Annotated in this window: 22 protein-coding genes; 16 read left to right on the forward strand and 6 right to left on the reverse strand. The window is 65.1% G+C overall.

The features are described from left to right. Positions 1–6 precede the first annotated feature (6 nt). Positions 7–1,431, reverse strand: coding sequence for an OprO/OprP family phosphate-selective porin (locus JI59_RS13690; protein ID WP_007012111.1), 1,425 nt, complete (start codon positions 1,429–1,431; stop codon positions 7–9). Between the two features lie 349 nt (positions 1,432–1,780). Between JI59_RS13690 and JI59_RS13695 the strand changes: the two genes are divergently transcribed. The 7 genes from JI59_RS13695 (at position 1,781) to phoB (ending at position 8,925) form a co-directional block, all read left to right on the forward strand. After that, positions 1,781–3,184, forward strand: a complete 1,404-nt coding sequence (locus JI59_RS13695; protein ID WP_007012110.1) for a porin — start codon at positions 1,781–1,783, stop codon at positions 3,182–3,184. A 261-nt stretch (positions 3,185–3,445) separates the two neighbouring features. Beyond that, complete coding sequence (locus JI59_RS13700) at positions 3,446–4,492, forward strand: substrate-binding domain-containing protein (protein WP_007012109.1); 1,047 nt, start codon at positions 3,446–3,448, stop codon at positions 4,490–4,492. An 18-nt stretch (positions 4,493–4,510) separates the two neighbouring features. Then, on the forward strand, positions 4,511–5,884 hold the full coding sequence (gene pstC, locus JI59_RS13705; protein WP_007012108.1) for a phosphate ABC transporter permease subunit PstC: 1,374 nt from the start codon (positions 4,511–4,513) through the stop codon (positions 5,882–5,884). Beyond that, positions 5,877–6,767 carry a phosphate ABC transporter permease PstA gene (gene pstA / locus JI59_RS13710; protein WP_007012107.1) on the forward strand — a complete coding sequence of 297 codons (891 nt, stop codon included), beginning with the start codon at positions 5,877–5,879 and terminating at the stop codon, positions 6,765–6,767. Before pstC ends, pstA begins: the two co-directional genes overlap by 8 nt. Positions 6,768–6,771: 4 nt before the next feature. Continuing rightward, positions 6,772–7,533, forward strand: a complete 762-nt coding sequence (gene pstB / locus JI59_RS13715; RefSeq protein ID WP_007012106.1) for a phosphate ABC transporter ATP-binding protein PstB — start codon at positions 6,772–6,774, stop codon at positions 7,531–7,533. A 13-nt stretch (positions 7,534–7,546) separates the two neighbouring features. After that, positions 7,547–8,242 (forward strand): phosphate signaling complex protein PhoU, encoded by a 696-nt coding sequence (gene phoU / locus JI59_RS13720; RefSeq protein ID WP_007012105.1) that lies wholly within the window; start codon positions 7,547–7,549, stop codon positions 8,240–8,242. Beyond that, a complete protein-coding gene (gene phoB, locus JI59_RS13725) occupies positions 8,239–8,925 on the forward strand; it encodes a phosphate regulon transcriptional regulator PhoB (RefSeq protein ID WP_007012104.1) in 687 nt (228 codons plus the stop codon). Before phoU ends, phoB begins: the two co-directional genes overlap by 4 nt. A 169-nt stretch (positions 8,926–9,094) precedes the next feature. Here the strand turns inward: phoB and JI59_RS13730 are convergent, their stop codons facing one another. Beyond that, positions 9,095–10,165 carry a glycosyltransferase family 4 protein gene (locus JI59_RS13730; protein WP_007012102.1) on the reverse strand — a complete coding sequence of 357 codons (1,071 nt, stop codon included), beginning with the start codon at positions 10,163–10,165 and terminating at the stop codon, positions 9,095–9,097. Continuing rightward, a complete protein-coding gene (locus JI59_RS13735) occupies positions 10,162–11,067 on the reverse strand; it encodes a UDP-2,3-diacylglucosamine diphosphatase (RefSeq protein WP_007012101.1) in 906 nt (301 codons plus the stop codon). Before JI59_RS13735 ends, JI59_RS13730 begins: the two co-directional genes overlap by 4 nt. A gap of 179 nt (positions 11,068–11,246) precedes the next feature. Here JI59_RS13735 and JI59_RS13740 point away from each other — a divergent pair, with 179 nt between their 5' ends. After that, positions 11,247–11,921, forward strand: a complete 675-nt coding sequence (locus JI59_RS13740) for a response regulator transcription factor (protein ID WP_007012100.1) — start codon at positions 11,247–11,249, stop codon at positions 11,919–11,921. A 3-nt stretch (positions 11,922–11,924) separates the two neighbouring features. On the opposite strand, the gene JI59_RS13745 is transcribed toward JI59_RS13740, so the two are convergent. From JI59_RS13745 to JI59_RS13755, 3 genes are all read right to left on the reverse strand, one after another. Then, complete coding sequence (locus JI59_RS13745) at positions 11,925–12,500, reverse strand: TMEM165/GDT1 family protein (RefSeq protein ID WP_007012099.1); 576 nt, start codon at positions 12,498–12,500, stop codon at positions 11,925–11,927. 328 nt (positions 12,501–12,828) lie between these two features. Beyond that, complete coding sequence (locus JI59_RS13750) at positions 12,829–15,528, reverse strand: TonB-dependent receptor domain-containing protein (RefSeq protein WP_007012098.1); 2,700 nt, start codon at positions 15,526–15,528, stop codon at positions 12,829–12,831. 89 nt (positions 15,529–15,617) lie between these two features. After that, the gene (locus tag JI59_RS13755) at positions 15,618–17,216 is read right to left on the reverse strand and encodes a hypothetical protein (protein WP_007012097.1); all 1,599 of its coding nucleotides are present in this window, start codon (positions 17,214–17,216) and stop codon (positions 15,618–15,620) included. Positions 17,217–17,505: 289 nt separating this feature from the next. Between JI59_RS13755 and JI59_RS13760 the strand changes: the two genes are divergently transcribed. The 8 genes from JI59_RS13760 to virB11 all read left to right on the forward strand — a co-directional run bounded on the left by JI59_RS13760 (position 17,506) and on the right by virB11 (position 25,456). Beyond that, on the forward strand, positions 17,506–17,880 hold the full coding sequence (locus tag JI59_RS13760) for a hypothetical protein (RefSeq protein WP_038576194.1): 375 nt from the start codon (positions 17,506–17,508) through the stop codon (positions 17,878–17,880). A gap of 247 nt (positions 17,881–18,127) precedes the next feature. Next, positions 18,128–18,484: a TrbC/VirB2 family protein gene (locus JI59_RS13765; protein ID WP_007012095.1), complete on the forward strand. Its 357-nt coding sequence runs from the start codon at positions 18,128–18,130 to the stop codon at positions 18,482–18,484. An 11-nt stretch (positions 18,485–18,495) separates the two neighbouring features. Then, complete coding sequence (locus JI59_RS13770; RefSeq protein ID WP_007012094.1) at positions 18,496–18,777, forward strand: VirB3 family type IV secretion system protein; 282 nt, start codon at positions 18,496–18,498, stop codon at positions 18,775–18,777. Between the two features lie 28 nt (positions 18,778–18,805). Continuing rightward, positions 18,806–21,238, forward strand: coding sequence for a VirB4 family type IV secretion/conjugal transfer ATPase (locus JI59_RS13775; protein ID WP_007012093.1), 2,433 nt, complete (start codon positions 18,806–18,808; stop codon positions 21,236–21,238). 7 nt (positions 21,239–21,245) lie between these two features. After that, positions 21,246–22,478: a TrbL/VirB6 family protein gene (locus JI59_RS13780; RefSeq protein ID WP_007012092.1), complete on the forward strand. Its 1,233-nt coding sequence runs from the start codon at positions 21,246–21,248 to the stop codon at positions 22,476–22,478. Then, the gene (locus JI59_RS13785; protein ID WP_007012091.1) at positions 22,475–23,314 is read left to right on the forward strand and encodes a TrbG/VirB9 family P-type conjugative transfer protein; all 840 of its coding nucleotides are present in this window, start codon (positions 22,475–22,477) and stop codon (positions 23,312–23,314) included. Before JI59_RS13780 ends, JI59_RS13785 begins: the two co-directional genes overlap by 4 nt. Positions 23,315–23,317: 3 nt before the next feature. Further along, positions 23,318–24,406 (forward strand): TrbI/VirB10 family protein, encoded by a 1,089-nt coding sequence (locus tag JI59_RS13790; protein ID WP_007012090.1) that lies wholly within the window; start codon positions 23,318–23,320, stop codon positions 24,404–24,406. A gap of 6 nt (positions 24,407–24,412) precedes the next feature. Next, positions 24,413–25,456, forward strand: coding sequence for a P-type DNA transfer ATPase VirB11 (virB11, locus tag JI59_RS13795; protein ID WP_007012089.1), 1,044 nt, complete (start codon positions 24,413–24,415; stop codon positions 25,454–25,456). Positions 25,457–25,504 lie beyond the last annotated feature (48 nt).

Consider the following 25,504-nt stretch of genomic DNA (forward strand, 5'->3'; position numbering starts at 1 on the left):
TAATCATCAGAAGTCCAGTTCGAAGCGGGTGCCGATGACCTGCGCGTTGTAGTCCCGGTCGCCCGAGGGCAGGGCCGTCGCACCGCTGTAGTCGAGCAGCGCATAGTTCACGTTGAAGCGCAGGTTCTGGATCGGCGACCAGATCAGGCCGACGATGTAGCCGTTCTGCGTTCCGCCCCGGATGTCGCGGCTGTTGAGGTCGAGCCAGTCGTAGCGCAGGTTGACCTGGATCGAGCCGATGCCGTCCTCACCCAGCGGGTGGGCCGGTGCAGATGACGTGAATACGCCGTCCTTGTAGCCCCGGCTGTCGCCCGAAGTGATGAAGTAGCCGACTTCGGCATAAGCGCCGCGGAACGTCACGTCGGGCTGGCCGATGCGGTTGGCGCGCTGGACGTGGACTTCGCCCACGCCGTGCCAGCGGCCCGAGATCGCCGCCAGTTCGAGGCCATAGTGGGTTTCATCCGACAGGTTCATCGCCGGAGTGCCGATCAGGCGGGTATTGGTGGAGTGGACGAGCGGGCGCTGGCCATAGATCGTGGTGCTGTCTTCCAGGCGGTTGAGCTTGCGCCAGTGCGCCGAGCCGCCGAAGTGCAGCTGCGTCTCGCCGATCTTCGGCGCGAAGACGAGGCGGCCATCGAAGCTGATGGAGTTGTTCTCATCGCCGCCCTTCGTTCCGTCGCTGCTGTTGGAAAGCGCTTTGATGTCGTCGGTGAAGACGCCCGCCTGCGCCAGCCACGGCCCGCGCGAATATTGCGCTGCCAGGCCCAGGCGGCGTTCGAAGTTGAAAGCATCGGTGAAGGCCGCGCGCTCCATGACGCTGCCCGTGGTGTCGCCGGTCAGTTCGTCGAGCGACTGGAAGCTGTTCTGGTTGCCGAGTGTGACCAGCCAGGGTCCCTTGGAATAGCTGAGATAGGTATCGACCAGGTCGACTGAGTTGTCGGAGAGTTCCAGCTCCAGCTTGTAGCCGAAGCCTGCACCCAGCTTGCCCTGCGCGCCCAGACGGATGCGGCGCACCTCGTTCGAGAAGCCAAGCCCCTTGTCGGCAAGGCTCGAGGGGGCGGAAACGTAGTTGGCATCGGCCTGGATGCGGCCCTTGACCTTGAACTGCTTGTCGCCCTCGGTGAACTGGGGGCTGCCCTTCCATGCAATCTTCGTGCTGGGCTTGGCCACAGGCTGCTCGCTCGCAACCGGCGTTGCTGCCTGAATCGGTGACGTAGACGCAGGAGTGCTCGCATCGTTCGATGCCTGTGCGCCAGTCCCGTCCGCGCCAATGGCCAGACGGCTCTCAAGCGCTTCCAGGCGGGCTCGCAGCGCGCGAATCTCTTCGCGCATGGACTGCGCTTCGGCGTCACCGATATCCTGCGCCATCGCAGGTGCAGGAAGTGCAGCGACAAAGGCTGCAAGGGCGGTCGTGGCCAGCAATCGGCTCATTCTTGTCAAACTCCGCATGGTTCCCCCGGGCAATCCCCGGCCAGTGGGGACCGGCCTCTATGACCATTCAATGACACTTTGGTGACAAACATGACTGCAATGTAACAAAATGTTGACGGCGGATGCCGGGGGGTTTGTCCCCCCTGACGACGTGCATCCGCGCAATCCCGTAGATCTTCCAAAACGGGCAGACACAATTTGTAATTAAATGCGTGAACCAGCCGGTCGGAGCGATCGGTTCAATTCGTGGTTTGGTCCCAATCCTGAAGCAAAGCTTAGCGTTGTTTTTGCATGGAAATCTATTCCGGGTCGCCGAACGAAATATAGTGGAAATAAAAGGACAGGTTCAGTGAGAAAACTACAGGCAATTTCGGCCGTGGCCGTTGCCGTGTCTGCCGGGTGGGCGCTTCCCGCTGCGGCGCAAGTCAGCAAGTCGGCAGCCGTTCTGGAAGAACTGCAGGCCATGCGCGCCAAAATGGAAGTCATGGCGCAGCGTATCGACAATCTCGAATCTGAACTTGAACAGGCCAATGCCAAAGCCGAGGCCGCAAGCCAGTCGGCACAAGTCGCAAGGGCCGACGCCAGCACCGCCAGGAAATCCGCCGAAGAGGCCTCGCCCGTCAAGGTCGCCTGGAAAGGCGCGCCCAAGTTCAGCGACGACAAGGGCTGGAGCTTCAAGCCCCGTGGCCGAATCCAGGTGGACATCGGCGGAACCGACGCGCCGAGCGGGCTCTCGAAAGGCGCCAATGCCTCGCTCGGCACGGCGACGGAAGTGCGCCGCGCCTGGTTGGGCTTCGAAGGGACGATGCCGGGCGGTATCGGCTATCGCTTCGATGCCGACCTGACCAATTCCAGCCTGGCACTGGCGGACGCCTACATCAGCTACAAGGCGAATCGGAACCTGACGCTCGTTCTGGGCAACCAGCGTCCCTTCACCGGGCTCGAGGACATGACCGCCGTCCTCAACACCACCTTCATGGAGCGCAGCAGCTTCAGCCAGGCCTTCGGCTTTGAGCGCCGCGTTGGTATCGCCGCGAACTACAAGACCAAGGACGTGCTGGTCGAAGCGGGCCTGTTTGCCGACGACATGTCGAGCATGAGCGCGGATACGGACAAGAGCTGGAGCCTCAACGGGCGCGTGGTCTTCATGCCCAGGCTGGGCAACGGCACGCTGCATCTGGGGGCCTCGGCCCAGTATCACGATCTCGCCGGTTCGGTTACCAGTACGCGCTATCGCACGCGGCCGTTCCTGCACACGGCGGATGTGCGCCTGGTCGATACCGGCACCATCACGGCCACCAGCGAGCGTCGTTACGGCGTTGAGGCTGCCTACATGACCGGGCCCTTCCATGCGGTCGTCGAAGGCAACGCAATCACGGCGGTGCGTCCCGGTCTCAGCAATCCGACCTTCAAGGGCGGCTACGCGGAAGTCGGATATGTCCTCACGGGTGAGAAGGCGCCTTACAAGGGCGGAATATTCGATCGGCTGAGGCCCGCCAAGGGAATCGACGAGGGCGGTATCGGCGCCATTCAGGTCAATCTGCGATTCGATCATCTCGATCTCAACGATTCAGACATCGTCGGTGGTCGCCAGGATACCGCGGGCGTGTCATTGGTCTGGGCCGCGACGAGCAATCTGCGCTTCACGGCCAATTACGGCCACCTGTGGTTGCGCGACGCAGCGATTACCGCTGACGGTGATGACAGCTACACCGCCGACAGCATGGGCATGCGCGCCCAGATCGACTTCTGACCTGCAGCAAGGGAAGCGCCGCCAGGATTTTGCTGGCCGCGCTTCCCTTGCAAGGCATTGTAACTACCCCTAGACCTGCCCCCGGTCGGCGCGCTTCGCCGGTCGGGGGCTGGCTCATTTTCGGGCCCAGTCGTCCGCGGTTGAAAACGGATGTTCTTTCCGTAATTTGAGGGGCAATCGTACAATGTCACTTCATCGTCATAGAAGTGTCATTGTACCCCAATAGGGGCGTCCCAGAATTGAAGCCCAAGGGGTATTGCCATGCATTCTACCAAGACGTTCTTCGTTGCCGCCGTCTCTGCGATGGCTCTCACCGCTTGCGGCGGTTCGGGTGGAGCGGGCTCCGGCGCGCGTGACCAGATCAAGGCCGTCGGCTCGTCGACCGTCTATCCCTTCGCTACCGCAGTGGCCGAAGCCTACGCCAAGGCGACCGGCGAAAAGTCGCCGGTCATCGAATCGACCGGCACCGGTGCCGGCATGAAGCTGTTCTGCGCCGGCGTCGGCGCCCAGCACCCCGACATCGAGGATGCCTCGCGCCGGATGAAGAAGTCCGAGTACGAGATGTGCCAGAAGAACGGCGTGACCGACATCGTCGAAATCCAGGTCGGCATCGACGGCATTGCCTTCGCCGAAGCCAAGAACGGCCCGGGCATGAAGCTCACCCCGACCGACATCTACAAGGCGCTGGCCGCCGACCCGTTCGGCAAGCCCAACACCGCCAAGACCTGGAAGGACGTCAATCCTTCGCTCCCCGACGAACCGATTCTAGTCTACGGCCCGCCGTCGACCTCGGGCACGCGTGACGCACTCAAGGAGCTGATCCTTGAAGCCGGCTGCAAGACCGATCCGGCAATGGCCGCGCTCAAGGACAGCGACAAGGACAAGTACGAGGCAACCTGCCACGACATCCGCGAAGACGGTCCCTATGTCGATGCCGGCGAGAACGACAACCTGATCGTCCAGAAGATCTCGCAGAACCCGAAGGCGATCGGCATCTTCGGCTACTCGTTCCTCGAAGAGAACGCCGGCACCATCAAGGGCATTCCGATGTCCGACGTCGAGCCGACCTACGAGACGATCTCGAACTTCTCCTACCCCGGCGCCCGTCCGCTCTACATCTACGTCAAGAAGCAGCACCTCGCCCCGATCAAGGGCCTCAAGGGCTACGTCGAGGAGTGGACCAAGCACTGGGGCCCCGATGGCGACCTCAAGGCGAAGGGCCTGATTATCGCGCCGGAAGACGTGCGCGCCAAGAATGCCGAAGTCATCGCCAACATGACTCCGCTCGACCCCTCGGTCCTCAAGTAAGCGTGTAAACGGCCAGATATGATCTTCACTGCAGTCCTGCTGGCCGTTTTCGGCCTTGGCCTCGTCGGCTGGTTTGCCGCGCGGGCCAGGGCCAGGCTGCTCTATACCGGCCGGGGATCGATGCATTCGATGCCCGGCTACCATGGCTGGCACATGGCGCTGTGGATCGTGGTCCCGGCGCTGCTTGCCTGGGGTGTGTGGTCGGCGATCATGCCGGGCCTGGTCGAAAGCGCGGTCCTGGCCGATCCGGCCGCGGCCCAGCTTCCGCCGGACGACATGAACCGCGCGGCAATCCTTGCCGATGCCCGTGCCATCGCCGCCAATCCCGATGCCGTCGCTTTCAACCCGCTGTCCAACGCCCTGGCCGAGCCGATGCGCGCGGCCCAGCAGCGCTTCGGACTGATCGGAGCCCTGCTTGTCGTCATCGCGGCGCTGGCCGGCGGCGGCTATGGCTTCACCAAGATTCGTGCCGGCTTCAAGGCGCGCACGCAGGTTGAGCGCGCGATTCTTGGGCTGCTGCTCGCCGCCTCGCTCATGGCGATCCTCACGACATTCGGCATCGTCGCTTCGCTGGTGTTCGAGGCTGGGCTGTTCTTCAAGGACGTCTCGCCCATCGCCTTCCTGACCGGCACCCACTGGGCGCCGGGCAATGCGGGCGGCACTGACCTCAACGACAATTTCGGCGCCGTGCCGCTGTTCTGGGGCACAATCTACATCGGCGCCGTCATCGCCATGCTGGTCGCCATCCCGCTCGGCCTGATGAGCGCGATCTACCTGACCCAGTACGCCTCGGGCCGCATCCGCAAGATCCTCAAGCCGGTGCTTGAAATCCTCGCGGGCATTCCGACCGTCGTATATGGCTACTTCGCCGCGCTGACGGTGGCACCTATCATCCGCGACTTCGCAGGCTCGCTGGGCATGGCCAATCCCTCGACCGAGAGCGCGCTGGCCGCCGGCCTCGTGATGGGCGTGATGATCATTCCCTTCGTCTCCTCGATGGCGGACGATGCGCTGGCCGCGGTTCCCCGCGCCATGAGCGACGGTTCGCTCGCGCTGGGCGCCACCAAGTCGGAGACGATCAAGAGGGTGCTGCTGCCGGCCGCGCTGCCGGGCATCGTTGCCGGCGTGATGCTGGCGATCAGCCGTGCCATCGGCGAAACCATGATCGTGGTCATGGCCGCGGGTGCCGCCGCGCGACTTTCGGTCAATCCGTTCGATTCCATGACGACCGTGACCTACCAGATCGTCCAGCTGCTGACGGGCGACCAGGAATTCAACAGCCCCAAGACGCTTTCCGCCTTCGCGCTGGGCCTGGTGCTGTTCATTGTCACGCTGATCCTCAACATCATCGCCCTTCGGGTCGTGAAGCGTTTCCGGGAAGCATATGACTGACGCAGGCTGGCAATCGCCCGAGTTTACCCGGCGCCTGGCCAAGCGCCATGCAGCCGAGCGCCGGTTCAAGCGGCTCGGCTTCAGCGCCATCGCCCTGAGCCTCGCCTTCCTGGCGCTGTTGCTCTTCATCATGCTGCGCAATGGTCTTGGCGGCATCGACTGGCAGTTCCTGTCCGGTTCGGATTCCACCAATGCCCATGTCGCGGGCGTCTGGGGCGCGACCAAGGGGTCGCTGCTGACGATGCTGGTCACCTTGCTGCTCTCGTTTCCGATGGGCGTGCTTGCTGCCGTCTATCTCGAGGAATTCGCGCCCAAGAACCGGCGCTGGGTGGAATGGGTCGAAGTCTCGATCAACAACCTGGCGGCGGTGCCGTCGATCATCTTCGGCCTGCTGGGCCTTGCCGTGTTCATCAACACGCTGGGCTTTCCGCGCTCTTCGCCGCTCGTCGGCGGCCTGACGCTGGCGCTGATGACGATGCCGGTCATCGTCATCTCGGGCCGCAACGCGATCAAGGCCGTGCCCCCGTCGATCCGCGATGCCGCGCTGGCGATCGGCGCAAGCAAGGTGCAGACCGTGTTCCACCACGTCCTGCCGCTGGCCCTGCCGGGCATCCTGACCGGCACGATCATCGGCATGGCCCGCGCGCTGGGTGAAACCGCGCCGCTGCTGATGATCGGCATGCGCGCCTTCGTCGCCACGCCGCCGGGTGGGGTAACCGACCCTTCCAGCGTGCTGCCGATGCAGATTTTCCTGTGGTCGGACGAAATCGACAAGGCCTTCGTCCAGAACACTTCCGCCGCCATCATCGTCCTGCTGGTCTTCCTGCTGGCGATGAACGGCCTTGCGATCTACCTTCGAAACAAGTTCGAAGTCCGCTGGTAGGGACATGACCGAAACCAAGCTTACAGCCCGCAACGTCGACGTTTACTATGGTCAGAAGAAGGCCATCGACAACGTCTCTATCGATATCGACAACGGTCTCGTCACGGCATTCATCGGCCCTTCGGGCTGCGGCAAGTCGACCTTCCTGCGTTCGCTGAACCGCATGAACGACACGATTGCCGATGCCCGCGTGACCGGCGAGATCCTGCTTGACGGCGAGGACATCTACGCCGCGTCGATGGATCCGGTCGCCCTGCGCGCCCGCGTCGGCATGGTGTTCCAGAAGCCGAACCCGTTCCCCAAGTCGATCTACGAGAACATCGCCTACGGCCCGCGCATCCATGGCCTCGCCTCGAACAAGGCCGACATGGACGTGGTGATCGAGCGTTCGCTGACCAAGGCCGGCCTGTGGGACGAAGTGAAGGACCGCCTGCACGATGCCGGCACCGCGCTCTCGGGCGGCCAGCAGCAGCGACTGTGCATCGCGCGCGCCATCGCGGTCAGCCCCGAGGTGATCCTGATGGACGAACCGTGCTCGGCGCTGGACCCGATCGCGACGGCGAAGATCGAGGAGCTCATCGACGAGCTCAAGGAGAACTACGCGATCGTCATCGTGACGCACTCGATGCAGCAGGCCGCGCGCGTTTCGCAGCGCACCGCTTTCTTCCACCTTGGCAACCTTGTGGAGTATGGTGAGACCGACCAGGTCTTCACCAACCCGCGCGAGGAAAAGACCAAGGACTACATTACCGGCCGCTACGGCTGACAAGGAAATAGCCATGGTTGACCATACCGTTAAGGCCTTTGACTCCGAGATCGGACAGCTGCGTGGCCTCGTCGCCGAAATGGGCGGACTGGCAGAAGTGGCGATCCGCGATGCGATCCAGGCGCTGACCAATCACGACGAGGAACTCGCCGGGCAGGTCGTCGCCGCCGATGCCAAGCTCGACGCGCTCGAGGCGGAAGTGGACCGTCTCGCGGTGCGCACGATCGCCCTGCGCGCGCCGATGGCGGACGATCTTCGCGACGTCATCGCCGCGCTCAAGATCTCCGGCGTGATCGAGCGCATCGGCGACTATGCCAAGAACATCGCCAAGCGCGTCAATGCGCTCGACGGGCGCAACAAGGTCGAGCCGATCACGCTCGTACCGGCGATGGCCGAGATCGCCGAGGGCATGGTTCGCGACGTGCTCAACGCCTACGGCTCGCGCGATGCCGCGCTTGCAGTCGAAGTCATCCGCCGCGACCAGAAGCTGGACCAGTTCTACAACACGTTGTTCCGATCGCTGTTGACGCACATGATGGAAAGCCCCTCGACCATCACCGTGGCGACGCAGCTGCTCTTCATCGCCCGCAACCTGGAACGCATCGGCGATCATGCGACCAATGTCGCCGAAATGGTCTACTACGCCGCGACCGGCGAATATTGCACCGAGCGCGACAGCCAGACCGATGACACAGGGGCTCCCGAATGAACCCGAATGTCCTTGTCGTCGAAGACGACCGCGCGCTGTGCGAACTGCTGACCTGGAACCTCAGCGCCGAAGGCTATGAGGTGCGCAGCACCGGCGACGGCGAGGAAGCGCTCCTGCTGGTGCAGGAACAGGCGCCCGATGCCATCGTGCTCGACTGGATGATCGAGAACGTGCCGGGCATCGAAGTCTGCCGCCAGTTGCGCAAGGACAAGGAAACTGCGCAGATCCCCATCCTCATGCTGACCGCGCGCGGCGAGGAAGAGGACATGATCCGCGGCCTCAAGACCGGTGCCGACGACTATGTCACCAAGCCGTTCAGCCCGCGCGAACTGCTGGCCCGGATCGAGGCGCTGCTGCGTCGCTCGCGGCCTTCGCTGGCCGGTAGCGTGCTGCAGTGGGGCGACATCGAACTCGATGCCACCTCCCACCGCGTCCGCCGCGGCGGTGAGCCGCTGCACCTCGGTCCCACCGAGTTCCGCTTGCTGCGCTACTTCATGGAGCGGCCCAACCGCGTCGTTTCGCGCCAGCAGATCCTCGACGGCGTCTGGGGCATGGATTCCGACATCGACGAACGCACGGTCGACGTTCACATCCGCCGCCTGCGCAAGGCGATCAACCGCCCCGGCGAGACCGACCCGATCCGCACCGTCCGCGCGGCGGGCTATGCGATGGACGTCAACTGACGCCGATCCGGTGAGGCGAGGGGCCAGCGCCGGGATTGCGCGGCCCCGGCTTCTTGCCCACGGCGAAGCGGGCAACTCGCCCAGCTCCAGCTCGCACCCCGCTCAGGCTGAGCTTGTCGCCGCCTGTGCAGACGGCCCGCATATTCTGTCCAATCTTCGACGTGGCTGCTCAGGCGGCCGACAGCAAGTCGCGTTCGGCGTCGTCGGCGGCAGTGGAAATGGCGCTCAGGAACTGGTCGGTTGCGCGCTCCCAGGAATAGAGTTCGCCCAGCAATGCTGCATCCTCGCGGCTGACCGTCAGCGCGCGGGCGATCGCGCAGGCGAGCGAATCGTCGACGGCTCCCGCCGGGCGCGGCAGACGGGCTTCCACGCCGCAACCGTCGCGCCCGAGAATGTCGACGGGGCCGGTAACCGGAAAGGCCGCGACCGGTGTGCCGCAGGCCAGCGCCTCGATCACCACGAGCCCGAAAGTGTCGGTGAGGCTGGGAAACACGAAGCAGTCGGCGGCGCGGTAGGCGCTCGCCAGTTCCTCGCCTGAAAGCGCGCCGAGGAAATGAACATGCGGATAGCGCCGGCGCAGGCTTTCGAGCGCCGGACCGTCGCCGACCACGACCTTGCTGCCCGTCACATCGGCATCGAGGAAGGCTTCCAGGTTCTTTTCCGGCGCGACGCGGCCGACGTTGAGCAGGACCGGGCCGGGCAGGGCGCGCATGGCCGGATGGCGCGCACCCTGGGGTGTGAATAGCTGCTGGTCGATGCCGCGGCTCCAGCGCCGCGTATGGCTGATGCCGCGCGATGCCAGCTCCCGGGCGAAGCTGCAGGTGGAGACGAGTACGGCGCGGCTCGGCGCATGGAAGCGCTGCATGATCGGCCAGAAGCGCTCGGCGCTGATCCCGGTGCGCACTGCGGCATATTCGGGAAAGCGGGTGTGGAACGCCGATGTGAACGGCACCCCGCGCGACAGGCACCAGCCGCGTGCGGCCCAGCCGATCGGGCCTTCGGTCGCGATGTGGACGATGTCGGGCCGGGTCCGGTCAAGCATCCGGCGCACCCCGAAGCGCGGCGCCATGGCGAGCCGGATCGAGGCATAACCGGGCATCGGCAGGGTCAGGAAGTGTTCGGGCGTGACCCGGTCGACTTCGTGCCCCCGGCGCTGCAGCTCGTCGAGCGTCGCCGCGAGCGAGCGGACGACGCCGTTGACTTGCGGAAGCCAGGCGTCGGTCGCGAGCGTCAGCCTCACGCGCCGACCCTGGCCGTACTTTCCGCGGGGGCAGCCGCCCCGGCAGGGACCGCCACAGGGGCTGCCTGGTCGTGGCCGCCGGCTTCCGCGACCCAGTCGATGATCGCGATTTCGCCGGAGAGGCTTTCGGCCAGCGCCGTGCAGCTTTCGACCCAGTCACCGTCGTTGTAATAGGTGATGCCGCCAAACTGGCGGATTTCGGCGCAGTGGATATGGCCGCAGACAACGCCGTCGAAGCCGCGGTTGATCGCCTCGCTCGCCACCGCTTCCTCGTAGCTGCACACGTACTGGACCGCGTTCTTGACCTTCTTCTTCATGTAGGCGGAAAGCGACCAGTACGGCATCTTCAGGCGCCGGCGCACGGCGTTGAAGGCGATGTTGGCGCGCAGCAGCATGCCGTATGCCTTGTCGCCCAGGAAGGCGAGCCACTTGTGGTAGAGCACGACGCCGTCGAAGGCATCGCCGTGGGTCACCAGCAGGCGGCGCCCGTCGAGCGTCTCGTGCACCGCTTCCAGCACCAGTTCGACGCCGCCGAAGGTCAGACCGGCATAGTCGCGCAGCATTTCGTCGTGGTTGCCGGCAATGAAGACGACGCGGGTGCCCCGGTGCGCCATCTTGAGGATGCGGCGGATCACTTCATTGTGGGCATCGGGCCAGTACCAGCCTTTGCGCAGCCGCCAGCCGTCGACGATGTCGCCGACCAGATAGAGCGTCTGGCATTCCACCGAACGCAGGAAGTCCACCAGCATCGCGGCATTGCAACCGCGCGTGCCCAGGTGAACGTCGGAAATCCAGATGGTGCGATACTTGCGCTTGGGCCGAAAGCCCTTCGGGTCCGGCAAGTCGAGCCAGGCCGGAATCTTGCCGCTACGTTCGAGAAGACTGTCGACATCGGTCCGCATCAGAATGCTTCCCCCCGGTTGTTACCGATGTTTTTCTTCGCATTTTCCGGTTGCGCGGGCGTGACGGTTGCGGGTCAGTTTAATGACAGCGCCAGTTTTCACGCGCTTGTCATCGATATGTCACCCGTTCGTCACACTAGAGCGCCACTAACCCCAACGTATTGACAAGGCAGGGGGCAATGCGGCGCATCGACATTCTATTGGCAAGCGAACTGACCGGAGGGCTGGCGCCTTTCCGGCACGACGACATCGAGGTCGTCCTGCATCGCTGGACCGATTTTGCCGAACTGCCGCTGATCGAAGGCGCGCTCTGGATCTTCATCGACTGGGTCCTGCCCGAGATGTCGGGTCTGGAACTGTGCCGGCGGCTGCGTGCCGATGCGATCACCTCGCACGCGCATGTCACAATCGTGCTTGAGGAAGACAACGTCGAGGACCGCAAGCGCGCGCTGCGCATGGGCGCGGACGACTACATGGTCGGCCCGCTCACCCGCAATGCGCTGCTCGACCGGGTTCTGGGCGCGAGCCTGAGCGAACAGGACAGCGCCGGGATCCGGGTGGTCGCGCAAGGGGACCTGACCGTCGATCTTGCCGCATTCCAGGCCCGCTGGCAGGGCAAGCCGATCTCGCTGATGCCCAACGAACTGCGCCTGCTGCGTTACTTCATCGAGCATCCCGGCCGTGTCTTCACCCGCACGCAGCTCATCGCCGCGCTCGGCAAGCAGGAACCGCCGGTGGACGAACGCACCGTCGATGTCTGGATCGGACGCCTGCGCCGGGCCCTCAAGGGCGTGGGCGCAGGCAATCCTTTGCGCACGGTGCGCTCGCTCGGCTACGTCTTCGATACGCTCTGAGGCTCAGCCGAGCCAGCCCGCCGTCTGCGCCAGCAGCCACAGGCCGATCACCAGGAACAGCAGCGCGGCCGCCATGCGCACGACATTGAGCGGTACCCGCTTGATGATCTCGTGCCCCAGGAACACCGCCGGCACGTTGGCTATCATCATGCCGATGGTGGTCCCGCTCATGACCGGCAGGACGCTCTGGAAGCGGGCGCCCAACGCGATCGTGGCGAGCTGCGTCTTGTCGCCCATCTCGACGATGAAGAAGGCTATCGCGGTGGCCACGAAAGGGCCGAAGCGGCTGGGCCTGGCTTCCTCGTCCTCGTCGAACGTGTCGGGGATCAGCGTCCAGGCCGCCATCAGGATGAAGCTGGCGGCCACCAGGTAGCGAAACCACAGGCCGTCGAGGAACGCGGCAGCCTGTTCGCCGACCAGCGCGGCCAGGAAGTGGTTGGCCAGCGTTGCAACGAAGATACCGGCAACGATGGGCCAGGGACGCTTGAACCGGGTGGCCAGGACGATCGCGAGCAACTGCGTCTTGTCGCCGATCTCGGCGAGGGCGACGACGGCTGTCGATGTGAGCAGGGCTTCCAAGGTATTCTCCGGGCCGGGCGACAGACAAGACAATAGCGTGGCAGAACCCGCCCGGCCGAGCGGAGCTGCAACGCCATTGGTCTCGCCCGAACGGTTGCCCGTTCTCCTGTGCGCCATGGTCTCTCGACCAAGTATGTTGACGACAGGGCACTGACGGTCCGCTTGCACAGACGCCAGCTGGCTACTCCCCAGATGACGGGGTGCGTCTAACCGCTCGCCGACCGCTTTGCAAGGCGCAGAAAAAGGGGCCCGATCGCATGAGCGACCGGGCCCCGAGGTTGCCGTAGGAAGGGCAGGGACCTTCCCAGTGAGGATCAGGATCCTCGGGTCAGAACTTGAACGAGGCCGAAGCCGAGAAGGTACGGCCCACCTTGTAGGTGTTGTAGTCCACCCGGCCGTCGACGAAGGACTGGTATTCCTCGTGCTTCCGGCCGGTCAGGTTGCGGCCTTCGAGCTTCAGCTCGACTTCCTTGCCGCCGACCATGAAGCCCTGGCGAAGGACCACGTCGATGGTCAGGCCCGGATATTCGAAGATGTCCGGCTGGCCCGAGTTCGCAAGGCCGCGGCTGACCGCGCGCTTGCTGGCGTAGTTGAACAGGATCGTCTGCTGCGAAAGGCTGTCGGTGTCTTCCAGGCCGATCTGCAGGTTGGCGATGTGTTCGGACTGGCCGGTCAGCGGGGCGCCGTCGACGAAGTAGTCGGTGGCGAGCGACGTGCCGGTGCCGGCGCCGTAGATGCGTACGACGTCGCTGTCGCTGACCTTCAGCTTGGACTTCGTGTAAGTGTAGTTGCCCATGAGCATCAGCCTGCGCGTTTCGAAGAACTTGCCGCCCAGGCTATCCAGGTAGAAGTACTTCTGCAGCTCCAGCTCGGCGCCGTAAAGATCGGCGGTCGGCGCGTTGGCGTAGGACGTGATGAAGGTTTCCGAACCGGTCAGGAAGGATTCGATCGGCTTGTCGATCTTCTTGTAGAAGGCGCCCACCGACATGCGCTGGTCGCGATCGAAGTACCATTCGTAACGGCCTTCGATGTTGGTCAGCTTGCTGTCCTCGAGGAACGGGTTGCCCTGATAGGTGCGGTTCGTGTCGGGGTCGAAGTACGGTTGGTACAGCAGTTCGCGGAACTGCGGGCGGGCAATCGTCTTCGAACCGTTGAGGCGCACCTGCATGCTCGGATTGATCTCGTAGGTGAGCGTCAGGGCCGGCAGGAAGTACTCGTTCTTGAGATCAGTGGCCTTGCTCGGATCGGCTCCGATCGGGCGCAGGATGGTCGATTCCTTGGCATATTCCCAGCGCACACCCAGATCGAAGGAGAGCTGGTCGGTCAGGGCGCCTTCGAGCTTGCCGTAGAAGGCGTGGTTGAGCAGGCGGGAATCGAACTGGGCGGTGCTGGCTTCGGGCTCGCGCAGCTCCAGGCCATAGTTCACGCCGAAGTCCTGCAGGTACCAGGTGCCCGGCTGCAGCAGGACGTCGAGGCGAAGCAGGCCGAAGTTGGAGATCTGCGTCTGGTCGCCGTTCGCGTAGATCGCGAAGGAACGCCGCGTGTTGGTGCGCGAATTGATCTGGTAGGCATAGCCGACGCTGCCGGTCCAGCCGGGGCTGAAGGTATGCGAAAGATCGACGCCGGCGGACCAGACGTCTTCGTTCAGGCGCGAGAAGGTGATCGTCGTCGGGTCCTGGTTGCCATTGCCCAGGCGGTTGACGAAGTACTGCCCGTAGTTGTCGCTATCGACGTTGGTGCGCAGGTATTCGGCCTCGATCTCGAAGGGCGCGAGGCGCTTGGAGTTCGCGTAGCCGGCGCGCACGTCGATCGAGGTGTCGTCTGCCGGCTTGAACTCGCCGACGAACTGGGTGTCGATCAGCTGACGTTCGTACCAGGCCGTCGTCTGGTTCATGTAGTCGGCCTGGATGTTGTTCTCGCGCTTGCCCAGGCTCAGGCTGGTGTGCTTGACCGTGTCGTGGATGTAGACGTTGGTCCAGCGGATCTTGTTCTCACCCCATTCGAGGCCAAGACCGAACAGGCCGTTGCCGACGATGCGATTGTCGGTGTTGACTGCGTTGAAGTTCTCGAACAGCTGGCTCGGTTCTGCCGTGGTGCCCTGCGCGCGCTGACGGATGATGTCCTTGGTCTGCGTCGTGTTCGAGTAGCTGGCGGCGGCGATCACGCCAAGCGTGGCGTCGCCGAGTTCGATCGCGGTGCCGCCGGTTATCCCGCCCGAGAAGTTCGGCTGGGTCTTGGTGTCCTTCTGGATGACGGCATTGCGGCCGTTGACCAGAATTCCGCCAAGCTGCTGGGCGAGGTCACCGGTGGGATCGATGACGGTGTTGCTGTTGAAATAGCTCTGCAGCGACTTGGGAATGGAACGGTTGCCGTTGTCCCAGCCCGTCCAGTCGGTCTTGCTGCCATAGTAGCTGTAGCTGAGCTTGTTGGTGGTCTCGGTATCCCAGCCGAGGCCGCCGCTGACCGTGAGGAAGGTCTCGGTCGGGATGGCCTTGGTGGTGAGGTTGATGACACCGCCGCCGAACTCGCCGGGGAAATTGACCGAATAGCTCTTCTGGACGAGCGACGAGGCCACGATGCTGGTCGGGAACAGGTCCAGCGGCACGACGCGCTTGAGCGGTTCGGGGCTGGGCAGCGGCGAGCCGTTGAGCAGGGCGAGCGAATAACGGTCGCCAAGGCCGCGCACGTAGACGTAGCCGTTGCCGACGACGCTGAGGCCGGTCACGCGGCCAAGGGCGCCGGCGATGTCGCCTTCACCGGTGCGTGCGATTTCCTGGGTGGAGAGCACCGAAATGACCTGCGGGGCGATGCGCTGGATGTTGCGATCGCGTTGGCCGGTGACGATGATCGCGCCGCCGGGCAGCGATACGTCCGGCGCGTCTTCCTCCTGGGTGGAAGTGTCTGCCTGATCGTTCGATGCGCTGTTGGCGTCATTGCTGGTCGTGGCACTTTCCTGAGCCGAAGCCATGGCAGGCGTCAGCATCGCGGTGGAAAGCAGCAGCAGCGAAACAAGCCGCGGCTTGGTCATTTGATGTCCCCCTGGAACAAGTATTTATGCGAAGAGGGGGACGGCCGAATTCGGACCGCCCCCCTTGTCGTCAGTTATGGGCGGCCGGATCAGGTGGTCGGCAGAGCCGTGCAGCTTTCACCCGAACCGAAGTTGGCGGTCGCGTTGTCGCAGGTCCAACCCTTGTACCAGGTGTCGCTCGAGTCCTTCACGGCGCCGATGTAGGTGACTGCATCGAAGAAGCTCGAGAGCGTCTTGATGTCGGCGTAACCGGCCACGCCGGCTTCGTTGGTGCCGTTGACGAAGGTGCTCGAAAGCGTCGAGGTGAAGGCATCGTCGTTCAGGTTGGTGCCCGAAGCGAACTGCGAAGCCGAGTAGCCCGAAGCGTTCGTGCCGCTGTCGATGTACTTGGTCGAACCGCAGGACATGACGGTCGAGTAGGCCTTCAGCGTCGCCGGGGTGGTGCCCGAGCCGTTCAGGCGCAGACACTCGTTGTTCGGTGTGTTGATGATGCCGTTGACCCAGGTGATGTCCGAGTTGCCGCGGATCAGTACCGAAGCCTGGTCGTTCGATTCGTTGTTCGAGCTCGAGCTGGGCTGGACGCCGGTGAAGTTGGCGATGACGGTCTTCTGACGCGGGGTGTCGGTTTCGGCACCGTTCGAGTCGATTTCCATCAGCGCGTCGCCGCCGCCGTCACGCTGCAGCAGCATGACATACTGGAAGTAGCCTTCCAGGCCGGTGTCGAGGTCGAGGCTGTCATCGTCGGCGTTGACCGAGATGTAGTGCTTGAACTGGACCTTGCCGCCGAAGAATTCGGCACCGTCGTCCGAGCTGTTGACCGACTGGAAGTAGTCGAGCGTGGTGCCCGAGCCGACGCCTTCGGCGGTCAGCGACTGCAGTTCCTTGCCGTTGCTCAGGACATAGCCCGAGTAGCGGATCTGGACGTACTTCATGGTGCCGGCGTTGTAGGCGTTGTCCTGACCGCCGAAGACGGCCTTGTTGACCGCGCCTTCGGTGTCGCGCTCACAGGTCTTCGCGGCGGTCGAGCCGTAGTTGCAGTCGGTCACGATGCCGCGGCCGAGCAGCACGACGCCGCCCCACTGGCCCTGCGAGCTGTCGTCGTTGGTGCCGACGACGTTCTGGCGGCTGGTGAAGATGATCGGCTGCGAGGCCGTGCCGACGGCATTGATCTTGTTGCCGCGGTTGACGGCGAGCCAGGCGGCTTCCGAACCGTTTTCACCGTAGATGATGACGCCCGGATCGATCGTCAGGGTGACGTCGGTGTCGGCGGTCAGCGAACGGCCGTTGCAGCTGGCAGTGGTGGTGGTGAAGGGCGAACCCGAAGTCGGGGCCGAGAAGCCGCCGTCGCAGCCGACGTCGACGCGGCCGTTCAGGCGATAGACGACGCCGGCGACCTTGGGCAGGCTCGAGCTGACGTCGACCAGGGCGGGAAGGGTGCACACGCGCCACGAACCTTCGGGGCCGGAGATCGTGCCGCTGTCGGTCAGGCCGCCGGTGGCGTTGAAGGTGGGGCAGCTGTCAGCCGCGACGACGGTGCCGGAACCCGAAGTCGGGGTCGGGGTCGGAGCGGGCGTCGGGTTGTTGATCGTGATGCCGCCAGCACCCGGCGACGAGATGTCGTCGGCGCCGCAACCGGCAAGAGCAAGTGCGCTGCAGCCAACCAGCAGCAGACCAGAAATTTTCTTCACGTGAGTTCCCCCGTTTTTCAGGTCGGACGAAGCGGCGAATCCGCCTTCGTTGAGGGGGCGTTTAGGATGAGGGGGTGACAGTTTGTTGGCGATCCAATGACAGAAATATACATTTATGTGACGGTGATATGACGATTGTTCGATATCGGCCGGACTGAGGCTCGCGACTCGCCGTTGTCAGGGCGATTCACATCCAGATTGCAGTTTTATGACAGTCCTGTCATTTTCTTGAGGTCGCGGGTTTTTCAGCAGAAGATGCACTTATCGCAAGAATGATCGGGAGAGTTGCATGTCGCTATCCATACTCGTCGCAAGTGTCCTCATGGGGCAGTCGGCCTTTTCGCTGACGCTCGAAGTTCGTCCCCAGGACGAAGTCGATGTCGCCTACGAGGAGCTGGCGGCCGGGAAGAATGAAGAGGCCATCGCCAAGCTGCAGCGCATGGGCGCTGCGCAATCGAACGATCCTGCGGCCCTGATCAACCTGGGGTCCGCGTACGCCCGCGTCGGCATGGCCCAGCAGGCCATGGTCAGCTACAAGGCCGCGGCGGCCAGCCCCGAGCGCTACGATCTCGAACTGGCCGATGGCTCCTGGATGGATTCGCGCTGGGCTGCCCGCACGGCCATGAAGGGCATCGCCACCGGCCAGACCCTGGCGGTGCGCTGATCGCCTCCCAACCCTGATTTCAGGGCCGGGGCCGCGCCCCGGTCGACAACCGGCAATCGCACGCTGGCCTTTCGGGTAACACTTTATAATAATGGTCGCCAGTATAGTGGGGCCGTCGGGGAGGGCCGGCGGCCTTTGCTACGTACCTGAAACAGTGACTGGCGATTGCAATATGACTGTCTCTTTAGCCGTCTCATCGTCACACACTTGTCATCATGGTGGCGCACTTGGCCCTCACACGGAGGGCATGGTGATTCGAGATTCTATCATTCGCACCCGCACTTTTAGCGGAATTTCCAAGGCTTTCGCCGCGTTTCTCGCGGCCATGGGCATGGCGCTGACGCCGAACCTGGCCAGTGCGCAGACCGTGACGACGCAGGATCCGGCCGGCAGCGGCCCGATCGTCGCCGCGCTGGGCTGGCTGCAGGGCACGCTGCTCGGCAATGTCGCGACCGCGGTCGCGGTCATGGCGGTGGCGGCCGTCGGGTTCATGATGCTGACCGGCCGCATGAACTGGCGCTTCGGCGCGACCGTCATCATCGGCTGCTTCGTCCTGTTCGGCGCCGGTGCGATCGTTTCCGGCATCCAGTCGGCGGCGGGCTGAGGGCGCGGCTGATGAGCCTGGCCCGCTATCCCGTCCATCGCGCGCTCACCCGGCCGCAGATGTTCGCCGGGGTGACATACAGCTTCTTCATCATCAACGCTGCGGTGACGACGGAGATCTTCCTTATCACCAAGAGCTTCTGGGCGCTGCCTGCAGCGCTCGCGATCCATGGGGTCGGATACCTCGCATGCTTGCGCGAACCCCGGGTATTCGACCTCTGGATCGCCAAAGTGAGCAAGTGCCCGCGCGTTGCCAACTGGCAGCGCTGGGGTTGCAACAGTTACGCACCCTGAGATCGATTCGGGGGTGGGGAGTACAGACATGGCGCCAAAGACGAAGTCGCGACGCGCAATCCCGGGCCTGAAGGGCTGGGCCGGCAAGGAAGCCCTTGTCGGCGACCGGCTGCCCTACCAGGCGCTGGTGGACGAGAACGTCGTGCTGCTGCGCGACGGTTCGGTGATGCTGTCGCTGATGGTCCCGGGCCTCGCTTTCGAAACTGCCGATACAGACGAGCTGAACGCCCACGTCGCCACCCGCGAAGTGCTGCTGCGTTCCTCGCTCGATGCGCGTTTCGTGCTGTACCACCACGTGATCCGCCGCCGGGTCGAGATCGAGCTGGAAGGTCACTTCGACGATCCGCTTGCGGCGCACATCGATTCGCGCTGGCGGGCCCGCACCGGTTCGGGCGCGCTGTTCGTGAACGACCAGTTCATTACCCTTGTCCGCCGCCCCGCGCGCGGCAAGGCGGGCTGGGCCGACAAGCTGTCCCGCATGATGAAGCGCAAGGGCGGCGAGGCGGTCGAGGCCGATCCCGCCGACGTGCGCTCGCTGCGTGCCGCCGCCAGTGCGATGGTCGCCTCGCTCGGCTCCTACGGCGCGCGCATGCTGGGCGACTACGACACCGCCAAGGGCCAGTGCTCCGAGGTCCTCGAACTGCTTTCGGCGCTCTACAACGGCGAGATGCGGCCCGTACGCCGCCCTGCCGAGGGCACCGATATCGGCCATATGCTGCCCTATCGCCGGATCAACTTCGGCATGGACGCGCTGGAACTGCGCGGGGCTTCGAATGCCTCGTTCGCCTCGGTCGTCAGCCTCAAGGACTATCCCGATTCGACCGCTCCGGGCCTGACGGACGCCTTGCTGCGCCTGCCCTGCGAGCTGGTCCTGACCGAGACATATGCGCCTTGCGACCGCCAGATCGCGCGTGAACGCATCGATCTTGCGATCCGCCGCCTGCGTTCGGCGGACGAAGAAGCGATGGCCGAGCGCCGCGAAATGGCGAGCGCTCGCGATTCGCTCGGCACCGGCGCGGTCGGTTTCGGCGATCATCACCTCTCGGTGCTGGTGCGTGCCGATTCGCTGGAAGGGCTCGACGAAGTGACCGCGATGTGTGCGGCCTCGTTGGCCGATGCCGGGGCTGTCGCCGTACGCGAGGAAGTCAATCTCGAACCGGCCTTCTGGGGCCAACTTCCCGGAAACGAGGGCTTCATCGTCCGCCGCGCGCTGATTTCCAGCGCCAACATGGCCTGTTTCGGCAGCCTGCACGGCTTTGCGATGGGCCAGGCGAGCGGCAATCACTGGGGCGATGCAGTGACGCTGCTGTCGACCACCAGCTCGACACCGTTCTTCTTCAACTTCCACCAGGGCGACCTCGGTAACTTCACTGTCATCGGTCCGTCGGGTTCCGGCAAGACGGTGGTCATGAACTTCCTCGCCGCCCAGGCGCAGAAGTTCGCGCCGCGCACGATCCTGTTCGACAAGGACCGCGGCGCCGAAGTCTTCCTGCGCGGCATCGGCGGCACCTACAGCCGCGTCGCCGCCGGACATCCGACCGGGTTCAACCCGCTCTCGCTGCCCGACACCGCCACCAACCGCGCTTTCCTGCGCGATTGGCTCGGCGTCCTGCTTTCGGCCAACGGCCCCGAGGAACTGGCGACGATCGCCGGCGCGGTCGATGCCGCCTATGCCAACGATCCGAGCCTGCGCCGCCTCTCGTATTTCCGCGAGTTGCTGGCCGGTTCGCGCCGTCCGCAGCCGGGCGACCTCGCGTCGCGGCTCGATGCCTGGATCGGCGGGGGCGAGCATGGCTGGCTGTTCGATAACCAGTACGACCGGCTCGACCTTTCGGCCCGCGTGCTGGGCTTCGACATGACTGCGCTGCTGGAAAGCCCGCGCCTGCGCACGCCGGTGATGATGTACCTGTTCCACCGGATCGAAGAACGCCTCGACGGCGAACCGACGATGATCCTGATCGACGAGGGCTGGAAGGCGCTCGACGACGAGGTCTTCGCCGCGCGCATCCGTGACTGGCTCAAGACCCTGCGCAAGCGCAATGCGCTGGTCGGTTTCGCGACCCAGTCCGCGCGCGATGCGCTCGACAGCAAGATTGCCACGGCGCTGGTCGAGCAGACCGCGACGATGATCTTCATGCCCAATGCGCGCGCCCGCGCCGAGGACTACTGCGAAGGCTTCGGCCTGACCCAGCACGAACTCGACGTGATCCGCACGCTGCCCGCGCATTCGCGCTGCTTCCTGATCCGCCAGTCCGATGCCTCGGTCGTGGTCCGGCTCGACCTTGCGGGAATGCCCGAGGTTCTGACCGTCCTGTCAGGGCGCGAGAGCACGGTGCGCAAGCTCGACACCTTGCGTGAGCGCTATGGCGACGATCCGGCCGCATGGTACCCGGTACTGACCGGGATGACCTGGCCGGGCGACGCCGAGGATGGAGCCGCCTGGATCCAGGCGGCCGAGTGAGCGGGCGATGAGCGGCACCTGTCAGCAACTCGCGGAAGTGGCTTCGGCCGGCGTCGCACCGGCATTGCGCGCGGTCGACTGCATGGCCGGCGAGACGATTTCCTCGGCCTTCGCCCGCCTGTTCGGCGCAGACGGCGCGCTTGCGCCGGTGCTGACGATCCTGCTCACGCTCTACATCGCCTTCTTCGCCTTTTCGCTCATCACTGGCCGTTCCACGCTCGGCATCTCGGCGCTGACGCCGCGGATGCTCACGCTCGGTCTGGTGCTGACTTTCGCGACGAGCTGGATCGCCTACCAGAACGTCGTGTGGAACCTCGCCGTCGGCGGGCCCGACTGGATCGCCTCGATCCTGATGGGGGCCAAGGGTTCGGCGACGCAGATCTTCGGCGACCGTATCGACATCGTCTTCCAGGCCATTGGCGAGGCATCGCAAAACGTCAGCAATGGCGCGGGCGGTGAAGGCGGCGCGCAGGCGCAGGCCGCCGCGCAAGGGGGCATGTTCACCCCGACCAGCGTGATGTGGCTGGGCGCGCTGATCCTGCTGCTCGGTACCGTCGGCATCCTGCTGACCGCGCGCATCGCCCTTGCGGTGCTGCTGGCGCTGGGCCCGATCTTCGTTGTCATGGCTCTGTTCGGCGGCACCCGCGGATTGACGGCGGGCTGGCTGCGCGGGGTCGTACTGACCGCGGTCACGCCTCTCTTCGTGGTGCTGGGCGGAGGCATATCGCTCGAACTGCTGGTGCCCATCGTCGCCAAGCTGGTGCAGGGCGCGCAGCTCGGCGAGATCGATGGCCGGGCAGCCATGGCGCTGTTCCTCGTCGCTGCCGTGCACATGGCGCTCATGGGCATGGTGCTCAAGGTTGCCGGAACGCTGGTCTCGGGCTGGAATGTCTTTGGCCTGGCCGGAGCGGGCTCTTCGGGCAAGTCGCGGGCCGACGCCGGATATGCCGCTGCGCAGACCTATGCCGCGCCTGCACCCGCCGCGCCGCTGCTTCCGGCGCAGAGCCGTACCCCGGCGGTTTCGGCCGCAAGCGCTGCGGCCATGCACGAATCCGCGAACGGCGGCGGCTCCGATATGGGCCGCTCGGGCGATCGCCGCACCGTCGTGACGCAAGTGACGGGCGGCGGTGTCGAGCCGGTCGGCCCGAGCAGGGACGCGCGGGCGCGCGGCATCGGCAGCCGTTTTCGCAGCGCATCAAACGATACCGGCCGGATGCCGGCAAAGGAGAAGATTCGATGATCCGCCACAAGGCACGGGGCCTCGCCTCCGCACTGTTGGCCCCCGCAGCGCTCGCGCCCGTCCTGCTGGCCCTCGCCACACCGGCCATGGCCGAGGACCCGCGGCTGGTCGATCATCCTTATGACGAAAACGAAGTCGTGCGCATCGACGGCAAGGCCGGGGTGCAGGCGACGATCGCTTTCGGCAAGAACGAGGGGATCGAGAACGTCGCGGTCGGGGATTCGCAGAAGTGGCAGATCACGCCGAACAAGCGTGCAGACCTGCTCTTCGTGAAGCCGCTGGAGGCCAGCGCGCGTACCAACATGACCGTGGTGACCAATCGCCACACCTATTTCTTCGACCTCGTCGCTGCGCCCCGCGCGAAGCCGCTCTACATGCTGCGCTTCACCTACAAGGACGAACCGCAGGATGCACCGGTCCCGGGCAGCGAGGGGCTTGAGGGCCTACAGCCCGCCGAGCGCGCGCTGGCCGAGGGCGACCCCATGGCGCTGCCCGCCGATCCGGCGGCCCTGAACTTCTCGTGGAAGCGCACCGGCTCGGCCAGGCTGCAGCCGACACGCGTCTATGACGATGGCGAGCAGACCTACCTGCTCTGGCCCGAGCGCACGTCCGTTCCGGCCATCCTGATCAAGAACGAGAAAGGCGATGAAGGCCCGGTCAACTATGCGGTGCGCGGGTCGACCATCGTCCTGGCCGAAGTGCCCAGCCTGATCATCCTGCGCTCTGGCAAGGCCACGGCCGAACTGGAACGCACCGGTGAAGTCCGCACCAGCGCGGCGGTGGCCGCAAACACGCCCGACGCCGGCTCGACCGCGGCGTCTTCGAAGGGGAACTGAGACATGGCGCCCAATTCTTCCCTGCGCGAACGCTTCGACAATGCAGCCCAGGACGACCCGCGCGAAGGCGAGGGCGCACAGGTCATCGACCTGGCGACCCGCAATGTCCTGCCGCAGGTCAGCCAGCGCAAGAAGGGCGACGGCTTCGGACTTGCCGCCGGTGTCCTGATCGTCGCGGCGCTGGGCGGCGTGACGCTGTGGACCATGGACGCGGCGCGCAACGGTGCACCGCAGCAGGCGCCTGCGCCGGCCGTCAATCCCAATGAGGTTCCGGCTGCGGCCCCGGCTCTGGCCGCGCAAAGGCCGGCCCCGGCGATGCCCGCGCCGCAGCCTGCCCCGGCGCCGCAACCGGTTCTCGCCGCGCCGCCTGCGGTCAACCCGGGCGCTGCCACGGCATCCAATCCCTACGCCAGCCCGACCGTCGTCTTCGATTCCAGCGGCTCGGGCGCCGCGGCACCGGTTGCCGGCCCGGCCGATGGCAAGGGCACCGGCAATGCCAACGACGATTTCGCCGCCCGCGTCGGCGGGACCGGCACGACCGCGGCAGCCGCGCGCTCGTTCGATCCCTCGACCACGGTCACGCAGGGCACTCTGATCCCGGCAGTGCTGGAAACCGCCATCGATACCGACGTGCCCGGCTACGTGCGCGCCATCGTCTCGACCGACGTGCGCAGCTTCGATGGCAAGCACGTCCTCGTGCCCCGTTCCTCGCGCCTGATCGGCCAGTACAAGAGCGGCTTGTCCGCAGGTCAGAAGCGCGCCTACGTGATCTGGAGCCGCCTGATCCGTCCCGATGGCGTTTCGGTGAACCTGGGATCGCCTGCGATTTCCTTCGGCGGCGAAACCGGCCTGCCGGGCAAGGTGAACAGCCACTTCTTCGAACGCTTCGGTTCGGCGATGCTGCTCTCGGTGGTCGGCGGACTGACGACGATTGCTTCGGGCGGAACCGGCGTGGTGATCTCCGGCGGCCAGTCCGCAGCGGCCAGCGCCGTGCAGTCGGGCGCGACCATCGGCCCGACGATCCGCGTGCGCCAGGGCGAGCCGATCCGCGTCTTCACCGCCAAGGACCTCGACTTCAGCGAGGTCCAGTGATCCATCATGGCAGACGTCCTTCCCCTGCAGCCGGACCGCGCGGCGCCCGTGTCTGAGTTCGAGGCCGAACTCGATCCGCAATTGCCGCGCAGCGTCTATCTCGACGCTTATCTTGCGCCGCTGCGCCACTGGCTCGACCGCGAGACGGTGACCGAGATTCTCGTCAACCGACCGGGCGAAGTCTGGGTGGAAGACGCTGCCCATCCGGGCATGCAGCGCATTGCCTTGCCGGAAATGGACAGCCGGCTGCTGCAGCGCCTTGCAGAGCAGGTGGCGCGCATCAGCCATCAGGGCATCAACCGCGAACACCCGCTGCTTTCCGCGACGCTCCCGGCTTATGGCGGGCAGAGCGGCGCGCGCATCCAGCTCGTCGGGCCGCCGGCCACGCGTGCCAACTGGGCACTGGCGATCCGTCGCCATCGCCTGCTGGAACTGCCGCTCGACGCCTACGATCGCGGGCCGATCCCGGCCCCTGTCGAAGAAGCGATGCCCGATCCGCTGGCCCAGCCGATCGCGTTCCTGCGCGAAGCGATCCGTCGCCGCCGCACGATCCTGATTTCGGGCGGAACCTCGACCGGCAAGACGACCTTCCTCAACGCCATGCTGTCCGAAATTCCCGCGCATGAGCGCGTCGTCCTCGTCGAGGATACCGCGGAACTGCGCCTGCCCGGCGCGAACGGCGTGGGCCTGATCGCGGTGAAGGGCGAACTGGGCGAGGCCAAGGTCTCGGCCAACGACCTGCTGCAGGCCGCGCTGCGCCTGCGCCCGGACCGCATCGTCCTGGGCGAACTGCGCGGCAACGAGACGGTGAGCTTCCTGCGCGCGATCAACACCGGCCACCCCGGTTCCTTTTCGACCGTCCACGCCAATTCGCCGCGCGGTGCGCTGGAGCAGATCGCGCTGATGTCGATGCAGACCGGCATCGGCCTGACCCGCGCCGAGACGCTGGAATATGCAGCTTCGGTGATCGACATCGTTGTCCAGCTCGACCGGCGCGAAGGCAAGCGCGGCATCAGCATGATCGCCGAGAGCCAGACGCTGGTGCATTGAATTTCGCGGCCGGTGCCGGTCGTGACCCCGTCTCTGACCTGCCGGTAT

The sequence above is a fragment of the Novosphingobium pentaromativorans US6-1 genome, assembly GCF_000767465.1.
Taxonomy (GTDB): domain Bacteria; phylum Pseudomonadota; class Alphaproteobacteria; order Sphingomonadales; family Sphingomonadaceae; genus Novosphingobium; species Novosphingobium pentaromativorans.

Bases quoted from the DNA above. Each gene is read 5' to 3' on its own strand.
- JI59_RS13690 (WP_007012111.1), bottom strand. From the start codon at position 1,431: ATGAGCCGATTGCTGGCCACGACCGCCCTTGCAGCCTTTGTCGCTGCA.
- JI59_RS13700 (WP_007012109.1), top strand. From the start codon at position 3,446: ATGCATTCTACCAAGACGTTCTTCGTTGCCGCCGTCTCTGCGATGGCT.
- pstC (WP_007012108.1), top strand. From the start codon at position 4,511: ATGATCTTCACTGCAGTCCTGCTGGCCGTTTTCGGCCTTGGCCTCGTC.
- pstA (WP_007012107.1), top strand. From the start codon at position 5,877: ATGACTGACGCAGGCTGGCAATCGCCCGAGTTTACCCGGCGCCTGGCC.
- pstB (WP_007012106.1), top strand. From the start codon at position 6,772: ATGACCGAAACCAAGCTTACAGCCCGCAACGTCGACGTTTACTATGGT.
- phoU (WP_007012105.1), top strand. From the start codon at position 7,547: ATGGTTGACCATACCGTTAAGGCCTTTGACTCCGAGATCGGACAGCTG.
- phoB (WP_007012104.1), top strand. From the start codon at position 8,239: ATGAACCCGAATGTCCTTGTCGTCGAAGACGACCGCGCGCTGTGCGAA.
- JI59_RS13735 (WP_007012101.1), bottom strand. From the start codon at position 11,067: ATGCGGACCGATGTCGACAGTCTTCTCGAACGTAGCGGCAAGATTCCG.
- JI59_RS13740 (WP_007012100.1), top strand. From the start codon at position 11,247: ATGCGGCGCATCGACATTCTATTGGCAAGCGAACTGACCGGAGGGCTG.
- JI59_RS13750 (WP_007012098.1), bottom strand. From the start codon at position 15,528: ATGACCAAGCCGCGGCTTGTTTCGCTGCTGCTGCTTTCCACCGCGATG.
- JI59_RS13760 (WP_038576194.1), top strand. From the start codon at position 17,506: ATGTCGCTATCCATACTCGTCGCAAGTGTCCTCATGGGGCAGTCGGCC.
- JI59_RS13765 (WP_007012095.1), top strand. From the start codon at position 18,128: ATGGTGATTCGAGATTCTATCATTCGCACCCGCACTTTTAGCGGAATT.
- JI59_RS13770 (WP_007012094.1), top strand. From the start codon at position 18,496: ATGAGCCTGGCCCGCTATCCCGTCCATCGCGCGCTCACCCGGCCGCAG.
- JI59_RS13775 (WP_007012093.1), top strand. From the start codon at position 18,806: ATGGCGCCAAAGACGAAGTCGCGACGCGCAATCCCGGGCCTGAAGGGC.
- JI59_RS13780 (WP_007012092.1), top strand. From the start codon at position 21,246: ATGAGCGGCACCTGTCAGCAACTCGCGGAAGTGGCTTCGGCCGGCGTC.
- JI59_RS13785 (WP_007012091.1), top strand. From the start codon at position 22,475: ATGATCCGCCACAAGGCACGGGGCCTCGCCTCCGCACTGTTGGCCCCC.
- JI59_RS13790 (WP_007012090.1), top strand. From the start codon at position 23,318: ATGGCGCCCAATTCTTCCCTGCGCGAACGCTTCGACAATGCAGCCCAG.
- virB11 (WP_007012089.1), top strand. From the start codon at position 24,413: ATGGCAGACGTCCTTCCCCTGCAGCCGGACCGCGCGGCGCCCGTGTCT.